Genomic DNA, 15,953 nt, shown 5'->3' with positions numbered 1-15,953 from the left:
CGTTTTGCGGAGTAGTTACGTTACGCCGGAGCGCAGAGTATGATCACCCGCCTGTTACAGCAGATGTCCATCCGGACCAAAATCCTGACCCTTATCGGACTTCCCCTCCTGATCATTATCGGGATGTCCGCAGCCGTTTTATACACGCTGAACAAACGCGCCAGCTTTGACACCACGCTCACGCAGGACATCATGATCACGGCAGGCGATCTGGTGCATAATCTGCAGCTCGAACGTGGCCTGTCGGCGGCGTTTCTGATCGATGAGACCTCCGCCCTCCCCCAGTCCCTGACCGAACAACGCCAAAAGGCGCAGGATCTGCGCCTCCACATGCTTGAGGTGATCGAATCTGCGGATCTGTCACAGCTGCATGAGAACACCCGGATCTTTGTCGAACTCGCCCATGAGGAGCTGGAAGCCCTGGACGGCGTGCGCACCCAGATCGAAAACCGCAGCATCAGCGCGCCCGAAATGATCGATTTCTACACCGATCTGAACATACATCTGCTGGAAACCGCCCTCGCATTCGAAGTGCTGGTTCCGAATACCGAACTGGCGGAACGCGCGATGGCCTTTACCTATTTCCAGATGGCCAAAGACGCCTATGGCATCCAGCGTGCGATCGGCGCGGAGGGGTTTGCCAAGGGTTGGACCGACAGCCTGCGCACCCGCATGACCATATCCTATTTGCAATCAAAAGAGCGGATGCGCGTGTTCCACGAACTGTCGGACAGCGACAGCGTGCATCTCTTCGATGACCGCGCGGCGGGGGATGTCTATCAGAGATTCGCCAAAATTCGAACGGCTGTGATTGACGGCAACGCGCCGGACACTCTGACCAGGCAGCAGTGGATTGACATCGCGACGGCGGCCATCGGGGTTGTGAAAGACGTCGAAACCGAGATCCGCGGCGCCCTTCTGGCTGATTTTCAGGCGTTTGATGCCTACAACAAAAACGCTTTCTACCAGACATTGACCGCTCTCTCGGTGGTTCTTGTATTGATCAGCCTTGCCGCGCTGGCAATTGCCCGCGATATCGCCGGCGGTGTGCGGATCGTGACAGGCGCGCTGGAGCAGATCAGCTCCGGTGATCTGGATGTCACCATCTCCGGCAAGTCGCGCAAGGATGAGATCGGCAATATCGCCCGGCAGGCGGAAATCCTGCGCGGGCATGCTGTTGAAAAGCGCGCCGCCGACGACCAGCTGGATCGCGCCATGGCAGAGCAGAAACAGGTCTCCGACGCCATCGCCGATGCCCTCAACCAGCTCAGCAACAAGGTGCTGGTCTATCGTCTGGAGGATCATTTCCCCGAGGATTTCAAAAGCCTGCGGATGGATTTCAACGATCTGGCGCAGTCGCTGCAGGATGCCATGGACACCGTGCGCAGCACGGCCCTGTCGGTGGGCGATGACAGCCAGACGATTGCTGCCAATATGGATGATCTCTCCCGCCGAACGGAATCGCAGGCCGCCGCGCTCGAACGGTCCACCCATGCGATGAATGAAATCACCACCAGCGTCGGCGAATCCGCCCGCAACGCCAAAGATGCCGAAACCATCGCAGGCACCACCCAGGACAAAGTCAACGATTGCGAAGACATCGTGCAGAAAACCGTGACCGCAATGGAGGAGATCCGCGCCTCCTCGGATGAGATCTCCCAGATCACCAAGGTGATTGAGGATATCGCCTTCCAGACCAATCTCCTGGCGCTCAACGCCGGGGTTGAGGCCGCCCGCGCCGGGGAGGCCGGGCGTGGCTTTGCCGTTGTCGCCAGCGAGGTGCAGCGCCTGGCGCAGCGCTGCTCAGATGCGGTGTCGCAGATCGACGAGATCACCGCCCGCAGTTCGTCTCAGGTCAACACCGGCTCCACCCTTGTTGGCTCTGCCGGAACGGCAATGGCCGACGTCAGCACGCAGGTGAGCGCGATTTCCGAGCTGATCGTCTCCATCGCCAGGGGGTTGGATGCCCAGTCCTCACAGCTGAGCGAGGTCAATCACGCCGTCGGCGAGATGGAGCAGATGACCCAGACCAATGCCGCCATGACCGAGGAAACCACCGCCTCCGCCACCCAGCTGTTCCAGCAGGCGCGTGAGCTGAACACCATGATCGGCGCCTTCCAGCTGGACGGTCCCGCCACCGCCTCGACAGCGGAAGAGATGGCCAGCGATGCTGAGATGGCGGCACAGATGCAGGGCGCATCGGATGTTTCCAATGAGGGCAGTTTCGACACACCGGACGACGAATCCTGGGTGGCCTGAGGTCCTCTTTCCCCGATCACGACAAACGACAAAAGCCCTCGCGTTCTGCGGGGGCTCCTGTCATGTCACAGGCTATGAACTGCACGCCTTGGCAGACATTGGTCCCGCCGTTGTCTCAAACTGCGGGGACGGCTGCGGGGTAGGCGACTATTTCGCGGCCAACGCGTCCCGCAGCACATCCAGCACCGCCTCTTGCGGTACATCCCCGGTGACAAAGGCCTGACCGATGCCACGTGCGAGGATAAAGCGCAGCTGACCGTCAACCACCTTCTTGTCCTGCCCCATCAGCGCCAGCAGCGCCTCGGCATCCGGCAGTTCGCCCGGAATATCCGCGAGGTCGGTCTTCATGCCCATCGCCTTCAGATGGGCCCGCACGCGGCTTGGATCCTCCTGACTGCACAGCCCCAGCCGCGCCGACAGCTCAAACGCCAGCGCACAGCCGATCGCGACCCCCTCGCCGTGCAACAACCGGTCGCCATAGCCCGTTGCCGCCTCCAGCGCATGGCAGAAGGTATGGCCAAGGTTCAGCAGCGCGCGGTCGCCCTGCTCGGTCTCATCGCGCACGACAATATCGGCCTTCATCTGCACCGAGCGTGTCACCGCCTCGACCCGCGCTGCCATGTCACCCGCCGCTAGCGCCGGGCCTTGCGCCTCCAGCCAGTCAAAGAACTCCGCATCGCCAAGCAGCCCGTATTTCACCACCTCGCCATAGCCGGCCAGAAAATCGCGCGGGGTCAGCGTGCCCAGCAGCGCTGTATCCGCCAGCACCAGCGAGGGCTGGTGAAAGGCGCCGATCAGGTTCTTGCCCTGCGGCGCGTTGATGCCGGTCTTGCCGCCCACGGAGCTGTCCACCTGCGCCAGCAGGGACGTCGGGATCTGCACGAACCGCACCCCGCGCCGCAGCACCGCCGCCGCAAAGCCTGCAAGATCGCCAATCACACCACCGCCAAAGGCGATGACAATATCGCCGCGCTCCACTTTCTGCGCCAGCAACCATTCCACCGCGCGGCTGAACTGTGGCCAGGCCTTGGTGCTCTCCCCCGGCGGCAGTGCCAGCGCCGCCATCTCGATCCCGGCGGTCGCGAGGCCTGCACGCAACCCCTCAAGGTGATGCGCCGCCACGGTTTCATCGGTCAGCACCGCCACCTTTGGACGGCGCAGCATCGGCGCCAGACGCGCGCCGACATCCGCCAGCAGATCCGGCCCGATCACTACATCATATGCGCGCGCTCCCAGCGCCACATGCACGCTGCGTTCCAGCATTGCCTGCTCCATCACACCCACTCCGTCACCCCCACTCAAGCACATCCGGACGGGCGCGCAGCGCCTCGACAACCCGGTTTACCATTTCATCAATCGACGCCTGCCCATCCGACTGCACCGTCAAATCCGCCTGCGCATAATAGGGCACCCGATCATGATAGAGCGCCGACAGCGTCGCATGGGGATCCTCAGTGCGCAGCAACGGCCGGGTGTCGCGATGTTTCACCCGGTTCCACAGCACCTCAAGGTCGGCATTCAGCCAGATCGCCACACCACGCTCCGAGATGATCTGACGGTTTTCCGCCGCCAGAAACGCGCCACCACCCGTAGACAGCACACCGCGTTCCTCATCCAGCAGCCGCCGGATCACCTGACGCTCCTTCTGTCGAAAGAACGGCTCGCCATCGCGGGCAAAGATTTCGGGAATCGTGCGGTTGGCCGCAGCCTCGATTTCATGGTCACTGTCCAGAAACGGGGCTTTCAGACGGGCCGCCAGGGCACGGCCCACCGCCGTCTTCCCTGCCCCCATCATGCCCACCATCACGATGGTTTTTTTCAGCGCACCGGGCACCCGGCGGTCACCCGCGCCACTGAGTGTTTGCTCTTTTTCGCTCATTCTTCAGTGAATGACGTGATATTGCTAAAAAGGCCATATATAACTTGCACAAAAGCCAAAGAAGCAGTGAGCGGACACCCATGGGGCGATTGATCAAATACTTCCTTTATTTAGTTGTTCTGGCAGCGATCGGTCTGGTGATCTATGCCTATGTGGGACCGTGGTTCGGGGCGGATTTCGACGCCCCCACCGCAGAGGTCCGCAAACCGGTGGTTCTGAATGCCGACTAGACAGCGGCGTGGTGAGTCGGCTCGGGCAGCTCCGGCGGCTCCGCTTGCGCGCAGCACCTCTGCCAGCGCAGCCCCACGGCCCAATCATCTGATGAAACACGTGCTGGCGCTGGGGCTTGGCGTCGCGACGTCCGGCCTTGCTGCGGCGGCCACCGCCCAGACGCCAGCCGCTCCTGCGGCCTCACCTGTGGCGCAATCCGGCCCGCCCGGCACGGCGACCAGCCGCGACACCCCCCGTGCGGGCAGCGGTACAGCTAAACCCGACGGCCCGCTTGCCGCCATCGACTGGCTGGCGACACCGGCGCCTGATGCGGGGCTGCCCGGCACCGTCCTGCTGGAACCCCCCGTCGCAGGCTCCGCCCGCCGCCCGGAGATAACCGTCACCCCGCTGGCCAGCCTTGTGGCGCCGGTTGGTCTGGTCAAACCAGCCTCCACCGGCCTGCCGGTCGACCTCTGGCGCGGCAGCAACGCCGAGGCGCTCGCCACGCTGCTGGCCTCCGTTCCCGTGCGGAAATCCCCGGCGATGCAGTCGCTAATGTTCACCTTGCTGCTGTCGGAGACCCGCCCACCGGTTGAGGGCGGCGAAACCCTGTTGCTGGCACGGCTGGACCGGCTGATGGATCTGGGCGCGCCGGACCCCGCACAGGCGCTGGCCGAACAGGCGGGCCCCACCCGCAGCAAGGCACGATTCAAACGCTGGTTTGACGCCACCCTCTTGACCGGCGACGAGCAGCAGGCCTGCAGCGCGCTGCAGGATCGGCCGCATCTGGCGCCGGATTATGCCGCCCGGATCTTCTGTGCCGCCCGGCTTGGTGATTGGCCCACCGCCGCGCTGTTGCTGGAGGCCGCCCATGCGCTGGAACTGGTGGACAGTCGCCAGCTCGACCTCCTCGACCGGTTCCTGAACCCCGATGTGTTTGAGGACGCACCACCGCTGCGCGCGCCAAAATCCCCGGATCCCCTGACGTTCCGCCTCTATGAAACCATCGGAGAGCGCCGCCCGACCAGCAACCTGCCGCGCGCCTTTGCAGCAGCGGATCTGCGCGACATTGCCGGCTGGAAGGCCCAACTCGAAGCGGCGGAGCGGCTGACCCGGATCGGTGCGCTGAATCCCAATCACCTGCTCGGGCTATACACCGAACGCAGCCCCGCGGCCTCCGGCGGTATCTGGGACCGGGTTGCAGCACTGCAACGCTTTGAAACCGCACTGGAAACCGGCAGCGCCGAGGCGGTCAGCAAAACCCTGCCCAAGGTCTGGCGCGCCATGCAGGCGGCGCAGATCGAAACCGCCTTTGCCGATCTCTTTGCCGATCAGCTGGCGCGCATCCCGCTGGAGGGTCAGGCGGCCAATCTGGCCTGGCGCATTCGCCTGCTCGCCCCAACCTATGAAACCGCCTCTCACAGCCCGCCCCCGTCGCAGGGACGCAGCGCCTTCGTTGCCGCCGTGGCGCAGGGGGTGCCCACGCAGGAGCTGGCCCGGAACGGTGTCGAACAGGCCATCGCCGCCGCCTTTGCTGCCGACAGTGCCGCGCCGCGCAAATTGCAACGGCTGCTCGACAACGGCCAGCTGGGTGAGTCGATCCTGCGCGCGATGCAGCTCTTTGCCCAAGGCGCGGACGGCAATCTTGGCGATCTGACCGATGCGCTGGCCACCTTCCGCGCTGTCGGGTTGGAGGACACCGCCCGCCGCGCCGCGCTTCAGCTGTTGCTGCTGGACCACCGTTGACCGTTCCCGGCATGACATGAAACACCCCCAGCCATGACCCCACCCATCGCCCAGCCAGCCAACGCCCCGCAGGATGATCTTCAATGGATCGCCACCTTTCTGGATGCGCAGGCGGCCGATCTTGGTGCGGCGCGCAACACGCTGCTGGCCTATGGTCGCGACCTGAAAGACGTGGCCAGTTGGCTTGCGCATAAAAACCGCGCCTTTGGCAGCGCCTCCCGCGATGATATCGAAGCCTATCTGATCGCCTGCGACGCCGAAGGGCTGGCCCGCGCCACCCGCGCCCGTCGTCTCTCCGCGATCAAACAGATCTACCGTTTCGCCTTCGACGAGGGCTGGCGCAGCGACAACCCCGCCATCCAGATCAAGGGACCGGGCCGCAAAAAGGCGCTGCCCAAAACGCTGGAAGTGATCGAGGTGGACCGGCTTCTGGATGCGGCGCGCCAATCCGGGCGCAGCACCGCCGACCGGCTGCGCAACACCTGCCTGATGGAGCTGCTTTATGCCACCGGTATGCGCGTGAGCGAACTGGTCGGCCTGCCCGTCGCCGCCGCACGGGGTGATCCGCGCATGTTGCTGGTGCTGGGCAAGGGCGGCAAGGAACGGATGGTGCCGCTCTCTCCCCCCGCCCGCGACGCGCTGGCCGCCTGGCTCACCACGCGCGATGCCGCTGAGGAGGCCGCCGTGGCCAAAGGCGCCGCGCCTTCGCGCTTCCTGTTCCCCTCGCGTGGCAAATCCGGCCACCTGACCCGGCACCGCTTTTATCTGCTGATCAAGGAGTTTGCCATCACCGGCGGTCTCCCGCCCGAGGCTGTCTCTCCCCATACCCTGCGCCACGCCTTTGCCACGCATCTGTTGACCAATGGCGCTGATCTGCGCGCCATTCAGGCGCTGCTGGGCCACGCTGATATTGCCACGACGGAGATCTACACCCATGTGCTGGACGCCCGCCTGAGTGAATTGGTGCTGGAACATCACCCGCTGGCGCGCAAAGACACCGGATCAGACACCCCCCCGCAGCCGGACGACGACGAGCCGACAGACTAATCATCCCCAATAATCGCCCCAAGGTGCGACAGCTCCGCACCTCCCTCTTGCGACAGCGCGACAGGCACCCCATAACCATGGGGATCTCAACATTTCTTTCGGGACTCTGATGGACAGCACCACGACCTTTGTCGATTCCACCTTCTGGACCACCGCCGGCGCGATTGTCTTCCTGCTGGTGCTCTCCGGTTGCTTCTCCGGCTCTGAAACCGCCCTGACCGCCGCCTCGCGCGGCAAACTGCGCACCCAGGCCGACAAGGGCTCCAACGGCGCCAAACGCGCCCTTGCCATCACCGAAGACAGCGAACGGCTGATCGGCTCAATCCTCCTCGGTAACAACCTGGTGAATATCCTTGCCACATCGCTGGCGACCGCGCTGTTCACCCGCGCCCTCGGCGAAAGCGGTGTGGCGCTGGCGACGCTGGTCATGACCCTTCTGGTCCTGATCTTTGCCGAGGTACTGCCCAAGACCTACGCGATCTCCAATGCCGAAAAAGCTGCCGCCGCCGTTGCCCCTCCGATTGGCATTCTGGTGACTGTACTTGCCCCGGTGGTGGGGGCCGTCCGCCTGCTGGTGCGCGGCGTCCTGCGTCTGTTCGGGGTGCGGATTGACCCCGACAGCCACATCATGGCCGTGCGCGAGGAGATCGCCGGCGCCCTGCATCTGGGCCACTCCGAAGGCGTGGTTCAGAAAGAAGACCGCGACCGCATCCTCGGCGCGCTTGATCTCTCCGACCGCTTTGTTGAGGAGATCATGCTCCACCGGTCAAATATCGAAATGGTCGATGCCAATCTGGACCCGCAGAGGATCCTCGAACAATGCCTGACCTCGCCCCACACCCGCCTGCCGGTGTTCAAGGATGAACCGGAGAACATCATTGGCGTGCTCCATGCCAAGGATCTCCTGCGCGAAATGTATGCCCAGATCGGCGGCCCCGATGGCGATGCCTCCTTGCTGCGCAACTTCAACATCACCAGCGTGACCAAGCCGCCGTATTTCGTGCCGGAAACCACCACGCTAGATGATCAGATGCGCCAGTTCCTGCGCGCCCGCACCCATTTTGCGCTGGTTGTGGATGAATACGGCACCCTGCAGGGGCTGATTACGCTGGAGGACATTCTTGAAGAAATCGTCGGCGAGATCACTGATGAATTCGACCCGGATGAGGAAACCGTCGTCACCAAGACCAGCGATGGCAACTACCTCGTCGATGGGGCCACCACCATCCGCGACCTCAACCGTGCCACTGACTGGTCACTGCCCGATGATGAGGCCAATACGATTGCCGGTCTGGTCATCCATGAGGCCCAGACCATCCCCATTGTCGGACAGGTGTTCTCCTTTCACAACTTCCGCTTTGAGGTCACCGCCCGCGAGGGCAACCGCGTGACCGAGCTGAAAATCCGCCCGCTGCACTGATCCTGCCTCAGCGCCGGACAGATCAAAAGCCGCTGCCCCGCTGGGCGGCGGCCCTGTTGCATTTGCCTCTCGCAACGCGAATTCACCGCCAGAGCGCCCATTCCCGACCCTGCGTGTCGCAATTTTACTGGACTACTGAACACATCTGTCCAGAATGAAGCGACATAGCCAGTGAGGGATGAAAAGATGAAGACGACAACACGGGTAGCAGTGATCGGCGGCGGCGTTGTGGGGTGCTCGGTGCTCTATCACCTGACCAAGCTGGGCTGGTCCGATGTAATGCTGCTGGAGCGCTCCGAACTCACGTCCGGCTCCACCTGGCACGCGGCCGGCGGCTTCCACACCCTCAATGGCGACACCAATATGGCCGCGCTGCAGGGCTATACGATCAAGCTGTATAAGGAGCTGGAAGAGATCACCGGCATGTCCTGTGGCCTCCACCACGTCGGCGGCGTCACCCTGGCTGAAACCCAGGAACGGTTCGATATGCTGAAGGCGGAGCGCGCCAAACACCGCTTCATGGGGCTGGAGACTGAGATCGTCTCGCCTGAGGAAATCAAGAAGATCGCCCCCGTGACCAATATCGACGGCATCGTCGGCGGATTATATGACCCGCTCGACGGTCACCTCGATCCCTCCGGCACCACCCACGCCTATGCCAAGGCCGCGCGCATGGGCGGCGCCACCATTGAAACCCACTGCAAGGTGGTGGAGACCAACCAGCGCCCCGATGGCACCTGGGATGTGGTCACCGACAAGGGCACACTCCACGCCGAACATGTGGTCAACGCTGGCGGGCTCTGGGCGCGCGAGGTGGGCGCCATGGCGGGTGTCTACTTCCCCCTGCACCCGATGGAACACCAGTATATCGTCACCGATGAGGTGCCGGAAATCGCCGGGATCATCGACGCAGGCGGCGAGCATCCGCATGTGATGGATCCCGCCGGTGAAAGCTACCTCCGGCAAGAGGGTCGCGGCCTTTGCATCGGGTTCTACGAACAGCCCTGCAAACCCTGGGCCGTCGACGGCACGCCGTGGGAGTTCGGCCATGAACTCCTGCCCGATGACTTTGACAAGATCGAGGACAGCATCGCCTTCGCCTACAACCGTTTCCCGGCACTGGAACGCGCAGGTGTGAAATCGGTGATCCATGGCCCCTTCACCTTCGCCCCTGACGGCAACCCGCTGGTCGGCCCGGTGCCGGGGATGCGCAACTACTGGTCCGCCTGCGCCGTCATGGCTGGATTCAGCCAGGGCGGCGGCGTCGGGTTGATGCTGGCGCAATGGATGGTGGAGGGCGAATGCGAGCGCGACACATTCGCGATGGACTGCGCCCGCTTTGGCGATTGGATCACCCCGGGTTACACGCGACCCAAGGTGATTGAAAACTACCAGAAACGCTTCTCCATCGCCTACCCGAACGAGGAGCTGCCCGCAGCCCGCCCGTTCCGCACCACCCCGATGTACGACATCTTTGATGGCATGGGCGCCGTCTGGGGTGCGCAATACGGGCTTGAGGTGCCAAACTATTTCGCAACAGGCGACGAGCCGCGCTATGAGACGCCGTCTTTCCGCCGCTCCAATGCCTTTGACGCCACCGCGCGCGAGGTTAAGGCGGTGCGTGAGGCCGTCGGCATCAATGAGGTCCATAACTTCGGCAAATACCTGGTCAAGGGTGCGGGTGCCCGCCAATGGCTCGACCGCATCATGGCCGGCCGGGTGCCACAGCCGGGCCGCCTGTCGCTGACCCCGATGCTGTCCCCCAAGGGTCGGCTGATCGGCGACTTCACCATTTCCTGCCTCAGCGAAGAAGAGTTCCAGCTCACCGCCTCTTACGGCTCGCAGGCCTACCACATGCGCTGGTTCCTGCAAAACCTGGACGACGGCGTCAGCCTTGAAAACATCTCCGACACCCGCAACGGCTTCCAGATCGCAGGCCCCAAAGCGCGGGAGGTGCTGCAGGCCTGCACCCGTCAGGATATCTCCGACCTGCGTTTCATGGATGTGCGCCGCATGACCGTGGGCATGGCCGACTGCATCGTGCAGCGGGTCAGCTATACCGGCGATCTGGGCTATGAAATCTACTGCGACCTGCCCTCGCAACGCGCGCTCTGGGATGCGCTCTGGTCCGCAGGCCAGCCGCACGGCATGAAACCCTTTGGCATGCGCGCGATGATGTCGCTGCGTCTGGATAAATTCTTCGGCTCTTGGCTCAGTGAGTTTTCGCCCGATTACACCGCTGCGGAAACCGGCCTCGATCGCTTCATTTCCTTCAAGAAAGATGTCGATTTCATCGGCCGTGCCGCAGCGGAGGCCGAACGCGACGCAGGCCCCGCCCGCAAGCTCTGCGCCTTTGAGGTGGCGGCAGAGGACGCCGATGTCACCGCCTATGAACCCATCTGGCAAGATGGCGCTGTGGTCGGCTTCTGCACCTCCGGCGGCTATTCCCATCACGCGCAGAAATCCATCGCCCTCGCCCTGATCCCCCGCGATCTGGCGCAGGATGGGCTGGAGGTGGAGATCGAAATCCTCGGCAAACTGCGCGCCGCACGGCTGATAACCACACCGCTGTTTGACGCCGATGGCGCCCGCATGCGCGGCTAATACCATAGGTGGGTCAGATCAGCTGACCCACCTCCCCCCCTGTTGCGTGCCCGGCGCGCGCTGAGCTGCTGATAGCACGCAACACTTAGGGCATATATCGGCCCCAATGTTTCGCACGCGAAACATCCCGTCAGCCTCTCTGACCTATTACCACCGCTTTTGCTGGACCCGCCCCCGCTTCTGGCTCAAAATATCCCCGCCGGAGGCATTCAACAGCCCAAGCAAACGCCGGGGAGGCGACAGATATGACCGCCATCGCCGCTCTCATCCTCGCTGCGGGAAGATCTTCCCGGATGCGGGGGCGCGACAAGCTGCTGGAGCGGGTTGACGGCATCCCGCTTCTGGCCCGGATCTGCGCAGCGGCAGCGCAGAGCGCAGCGATGACCTATGTCACCCTGCCAACCCCCGACCACCCCCGCGCCGCAGTGATCCGCGACCACTGCCAAGGGACCAGACCTGTCTATGTGCCAGACGCAGAGGAGGGCATGGCCGCCTCCATCCGCGCAGGCATTGGTGCGCTCTCCCCAGATTATGGTGCGGTGATGATCCTGCCTGCGGATATGCCGGAGCTGACGGCCAAAGACCTCGCGCGGGTGGTGGCGCAGGCCAGCAGCACTCCGGATCAGATCCTGCGCGCCACCGGCGCCGACGGGACATTTGGTCACCCGGTGGTGTTTCCGCGCCGATACTTTACCGCACTCAGCCAGCTGACCGGCGATCAGGGTGCGCGCGCAATCCTAAAGGCGGCGCAGCATCAGGGGGAGATCATCCGCCCGGTCCCCTTGCCCGCGTCCCATGCGCTCACCGATCTGGACACGCCAGAGGCCTGGGCCGCCTGGCGTAAGGCCCGCAATTCAACGCCGACAGAATAACAAGATCCGCCTCAGTGGATGAACCACTGCACCCCGTCTTTGCCACCGCGCGGAGATCCAACCGCCGATGTTGCCATGGCGGATGGCTGCGCCTGCAACTCGGGAAACAGCATCAGCACCTCCTCCCGCTGGGCCCGGTCCAATCCGCGCTGGGATTGATCGGCCGGCTGAAAACACTCGATCCACGCCCCGTCCGCACAAACCACCTCATGGCCCGCGCAGACAAAATGGATGTAGTCGATAGACGACGTCTCCACCGCATCCACCCCGGACAATCCGGTCAGATGTTTCGCCGCGACCAGAATTTCGCGACCCTCAAAATAGAAGGCCGTCTTGTCATTGGTGATCAGCACGCGGTGGTTGGGGCTGAGCAGCAGATCCCGCTCCGGCATCCCATTGCCAAGCGCCCCCTCCGCAACCAGAACCGGCTGCAAATGCGCCGCCCCCTGCAAGGCAGCGCGGTCCAGCTGCCGCTGCCCGATCCAGCGAATGGGCTGCAGACCATTGTCGCGGGTCATCACCCGGTCGCCGACGCTCAGATCCTCGACGGCGCAGGCGCCATAGGGGGTTGCAATGGTTGTTCCGGGCGTGAAGCAGGGCACGTTGCAGTCTCCGTTCCAAAGCCGCCTCCACCGGTCGCAAACCTCGTGCAACCGGCCATCAGCCTGCTTTGGTGTCATTAAATCGAACCGCATCTGTCGGCACGGCGTAGAAGAGAGCGCCACGCATTCTGTGGCAGCATTGAAGGTATCCTACGCAGCGCCCTGCGCCCAAAAAAGAACAAAATCTTAATCAGCATCCCGTCGCCGACCAGCCCCAAGCGGGACATGCTGGTCTCTGAGGCGTGCGCGGGCGTGATTGTTTCCGCGCGAAGGTTGCGTTGGACCTGATCCGGCCCAAATCCACCGCGCGGGCCTGCCAACGCCCGCTTTTTGTTGCGCCAATGCGAACAATTGAGCGGCAGTTGTTCCGACAGATCGCCTCGGACGGTTTGCGCAGCCCGTCAGAATGGACCAGAGGTTGTCCCGCGACGCGCAACAATATGGAAAATTTAAGGCAACTTTTCGTGAACCGCGCCAAAGGCTCCGATTCGCGGCCCACGGCACGTTTCGCGCCATCCGCAAAGCTACCGCAAGGTCAACTCAGCCCCGCGTTTGCGAAACGCGGCATAGCCTGCCTCATAGCTGTCGCGCAGCTGCGGATCAGGCGGGACGGTCATCGCACGCTCCGGTGCGGTCAACACCTCGGCCGGGTTCTCGCCGGTGACGGCCAGTCGCGCCAGTCGGGCCGCGCCTAGGGCCGCGCCAAATTCCCCATCCTTGGGCAATTGCAGCGGCAGATCCAATATGGTGGCCAGCAGCTTGACCCAATAGGCGGATTTGCTGCCGCCGCCGATCACCAGGCAACTGTCAAGTTGCGCACCGGTCTTGCGCAACGCCTCGAGACAGTCGCGCAGACCGTAAGAGACCCCTTCCATCACTGCGCGCGCCAGATCCTCAGCAGTGGTGGCGATGGACAGCCCGTCAAACCCGCCGCGCAGGTTGGCCGAATTATGCGGCGTCCGCTCACCTGAGAGATAGGGCATGAATGTCACCTCCCCCGGTGGCCGCAGCTGATCGCCAAGCCCTGCCGTCAATTCCGCAGGGCTGCGCCCGGTGATACGGCCCAGCCAGTTCAGGCAATCGGTCGCCGACAGCATAACGCCCATCTGATACCAGCGCTCCGGGATCGCGTGGCAGAAGGTATGCACAGCCGTGGCCGGATCGGGGTGAAACCCGTCGCGCGCCGTCAGCACCACACCAGAGGTGCCAAGCGAGACAAACCCCTGCCCCGCGGTCGTCACGCCGGTGCCACAGGCCGCAGCGGCATTGTCACCCGCGCCCCCTGCAATTGTGACAGGCCCGGTCAGCCCCCAGCGAGAGGCCAGTTCAGGACGCAAGCAACCCGCCGCCGCGCGACCCTCGACCAGATCCGGCATTTGATCGCGCCGCATCTGTCCGGCCTCCAGCAGATGGTCGGACCAGTCCCGCGCGCCGACATCCAGCCAGGACGTGCCGGCACTGTCGGACATGTCGGCCACATACCGCCCCGTCAGATGCAGGTTGAGGTAAGCCGCAGGCAGAAGAACCTTGGCGGTTCTGGCAAAGATCTCCGGCTCGTGGCGCTGCACCCACAGGAGCTTTGGCGCAGTGAAACCGGGGAAGACGATATTGCCGCTGAGGTCACGGACCTGCGCTGTTTCGTCCAGTTCCGCCGCCTCCGCTGCCGAACGGGTGTCATTCCACAGGATGCAAGGCCGCAGCACCTGATCAGCGCTATCCAGCAGCACCGCACCGTGCATGTGACCTGCGACCGCAATCCCGCGAATATCACTGTATCCGGGGTGGCCCTGCAACTGTGCCATCGCCTGATCCAGCGCGGTGATCCAGTCGCTTGGATCCTGCTCCGACCAACCGGGATGGGGGGTCTGCACATCATACTGCGCCTCTGCCGATGCAACGGGCCTGCCCGCTGCATCCGTGATCAGGGCGCGCAGCCCCGATGTGCCAAGATCAATGCCAAGATACATATCTGTCCCCTCTCCCGTTTGGTGCTGCCCGCTCTGCCGCCTTAGACGAAGCGGTTAACCAGCGCCTCCAGCTGTTCCTGACGGCCAGAGACCGGCTGCGGGTTGAGCGCCTTGGCCTCAGCCTGATCGGCGATGGCGTCCAGCGTGGCCCCCTTGGCCAGATAGGCCTTCGCCTCGGGGCTGGTCCAACCGGCATAACGATCCCGGCGCTTGGCCTCGAGACTGTCGCTCTCCAGCATGGCAGCAGCTGCGCGCAGGCCGCGTGCACAGACATCCATCGCGCCCACATGGGCGGCGATCAGATCCTCGGCATCCAGTGACTGACGGCGCAGTTTGGCGTCGAAATTGGTGCCGCCAGTCGTCAGCCCGCCACCGCGCAGGATTTCGTAATAGGCCAGCGCCACCTCCGGCACATTGTTGGGAAACTGATCGGTGTCCCAGCCAGACTGATAGTCATTGCGGTTCATGTCGATGGAGCCAAAGATCCCCAGCGCATTGGCCATGGCGATCTCATGTTCAAAGCTGTGCCCAGCCAGGATCGCATGGCCCTGTTCGATATTGACCTTCACCTCCTCCTCAAGCCCAAAGCGTTTGAGGAAGCCATAAACGGTGGCAACGTCGTAGTCATATTGGTGCTTGGTCGGCTCCTGCGGTTTGGGTTCAATCAGGATCGCGCCTTTGAAGCCGATCTTGTGTTTGTACTCCACCACCATCGACAGGAAGCGGCCCATCTGCTCCAGCTCACGCGAGAGATCGGTGTTGAGCAGGGTTTCATACCCCTCGCGCCCGCCCCAGAGAACATAGTTCTCACCACCCAGACGATGGGTCAGATCCATGCAGGCGCGCACGGTGGAGGCGCAATAGGCAAAGACATCCGGATCCGGGTTGGTGCTGGCGCCAGACATATAGCGGCGATTGGAGAACATATTGGCGGTCCCCCACAGAAGTTTCGGACCACCGTCTGCCATTTTCTGTTCCAGCAAATCGCCGATCTGGTTCAGGCGTTTGTGGCTTTCGGCAAGGCTGTCCCCCTCTGGCCGGATATCATGGTCATGGAAACAGTAATACGGCACGCCAAGAATGCGGAACATATCAAAGGCCGCATCCGCCTTCATACGCGCCAGATCCATGGTGTCAGCGGGGAACCACGGACGCTGAAACGTCTGGCCGCCAAAGGGGTCGTTCCCCTCCCACACAAAATTATGCCAGTAGCAAACGGCAAAGCGCAGGTGGTCCTCCATCCGCTTGCCCATGATCATTTCATTGGGGTTGTAGTGGCGATAGGCCAGCCCGTCGCTCTCCGGGTTGTAGGTGATTGCCGCGATGTCGTCGAAATAGCCAGCCATG

General features: G+C 63.2%; 12 protein-coding genes. 7 read left to right on the top strand and 5 right to left on the bottom strand.

Annotation, left to right across the window (positions count from 1 at the left end):
- Positions 1-39: 39 nt before the first annotated feature.
- The gene (locus tag D1820_RS03050; protein WP_118067835.1) at positions 40-2,259 is read left to right on the top strand and encodes a methyl-accepting chemotaxis protein; all 2,220 of its coding nucleotides are present in this window, start codon (positions 40-42) and stop codon (positions 2,257-2,259) included.
- A gap of 147 nt (positions 2,260-2,406) precedes the next feature.
- Here the strand turns inward: D1820_RS03050 and aroB are convergent, their stop codons facing one another.
- Both aroB and D1820_RS03040 read right to left on the bottom strand, forming a co-directional pair.
- A complete protein-coding gene (gene aroB, locus D1820_RS03045; RefSeq protein WP_371311710.1) occupies positions 2,407-3,534 on the bottom strand; it encodes a 3-dehydroquinate synthase in 1,128 nt (375 codons plus the stop codon).
- Between the two features lie 13 nt (positions 3,535-3,547).
- On the bottom strand, positions 3,548-4,138 hold the full coding sequence (locus D1820_RS03040) for a shikimate kinase (RefSeq protein WP_118067834.1): 591 nt from the start codon (positions 4,136-4,138) through the stop codon (positions 3,548-3,550).
- Between the two features lie 80 nt (positions 4,139-4,218).
- Here D1820_RS03040 and D1820_RS19050 point away from each other — a divergent pair, with 80 nt between their 5' ends.
- The 6 genes from D1820_RS19050 to D1820_RS03015 all read left to right on the top strand — a co-directional run bounded on the left by D1820_RS19050 (position 4,219) and on the right by D1820_RS03015 (position 12,037).
- Positions 4,219-4,368 (top strand): hypothetical protein, encoded by a 150-nt coding sequence (locus D1820_RS19050; RefSeq protein ID WP_014874523.1) that lies wholly within the window; start codon positions 4,219-4,221, stop codon positions 4,366-4,368.
- Complete coding sequence (locus D1820_RS03035) at positions 4,358-6,094, top strand: hypothetical protein (RefSeq protein ID WP_118067833.1); 1,737 nt, start codon at positions 4,358-4,360, stop codon at positions 6,092-6,094. The genes D1820_RS19050 and D1820_RS03035 overlap by 11 nt, the downstream gene beginning before the upstream one ends.
- 33 nt (positions 6,095-6,127) lie before the next feature.
- Positions 6,128-7,141, top strand: a complete 1,014-nt coding sequence (locus D1820_RS03030) for a site-specific tyrosine recombinase XerD (RefSeq protein ID WP_118067832.1) — start codon at positions 6,128-6,130, stop codon at positions 7,139-7,141.
- A 109-nt stretch (positions 7,142-7,250) separates the two neighbouring features.
- Positions 7,251-8,561, top strand: coding sequence for an HlyC/CorC family transporter (locus D1820_RS03025; protein ID WP_118067831.1), 1,311 nt, complete (start codon positions 7,251-7,253; stop codon positions 8,559-8,561).
- Positions 8,562-8,747: 186 nt separating this feature from the next.
- The gene (locus tag D1820_RS03020) at positions 8,748-11,165 is read left to right on the top strand and encodes an FAD-dependent oxidoreductase (RefSeq protein WP_118067830.1); all 2,418 of its coding nucleotides are present in this window, start codon (positions 8,748-8,750) and stop codon (positions 11,163-11,165) included.
- A 245-nt stretch (positions 11,166-11,410) separates the two neighbouring features.
- Entirely contained in the window at positions 11,411-12,037 is a 627-nt protein-coding gene (locus tag D1820_RS03015; protein WP_118067829.1) for an NTP transferase domain-containing protein, read from the top strand.
- An 11-nt stretch (positions 12,038-12,048) separates the two neighbouring features.
- Here the strand turns inward: D1820_RS03015 and D1820_RS03010 are convergent, their stop codons facing one another.
- The 3 genes from D1820_RS03010 to xylA all read right to left on the bottom strand — a co-directional run bounded on the left by D1820_RS03010 (position 12,049) and on the right by xylA (position 15,952).
- Positions 12,049-12,639: a Hint domain-containing protein gene (locus tag D1820_RS03010; RefSeq protein WP_102897071.1), complete on the bottom strand. Its 591-nt coding sequence runs from the start codon at positions 12,637-12,639 to the stop codon at positions 12,049-12,051.
- A 524-nt stretch (positions 12,640-13,163) separates the two neighbouring features.
- Positions 13,164-14,606: a xylulokinase gene (gene xylB, locus D1820_RS03005; RefSeq protein WP_118067827.1), complete on the bottom strand. Its 1,443-nt coding sequence runs from the start codon at positions 14,604-14,606 to the stop codon at positions 13,164-13,166.
- 41 nt (positions 14,607-14,647) lie between these two features.
- Positions 14,648-15,952 (bottom strand): xylose isomerase, encoded by a 1,305-nt coding sequence (gene xylA, locus D1820_RS03000; RefSeq protein WP_118067826.1) that lies wholly within the window; start codon positions 15,950-15,952, stop codon positions 14,648-14,650.
- Position 15,953: the final 1 nt, after the last annotated feature.

It is taken from the genome of Phaeobacter sp. LSS9, from assembly GCF_003443595.1.
GTDB lineage: Bacteria > Pseudomonadota > Alphaproteobacteria > Rhodobacterales > Rhodobacteraceae > Phaeobacter > Phaeobacter piscinae.
This window is presented reverse-complemented; position numbering and strand designations above follow the sequence as displayed.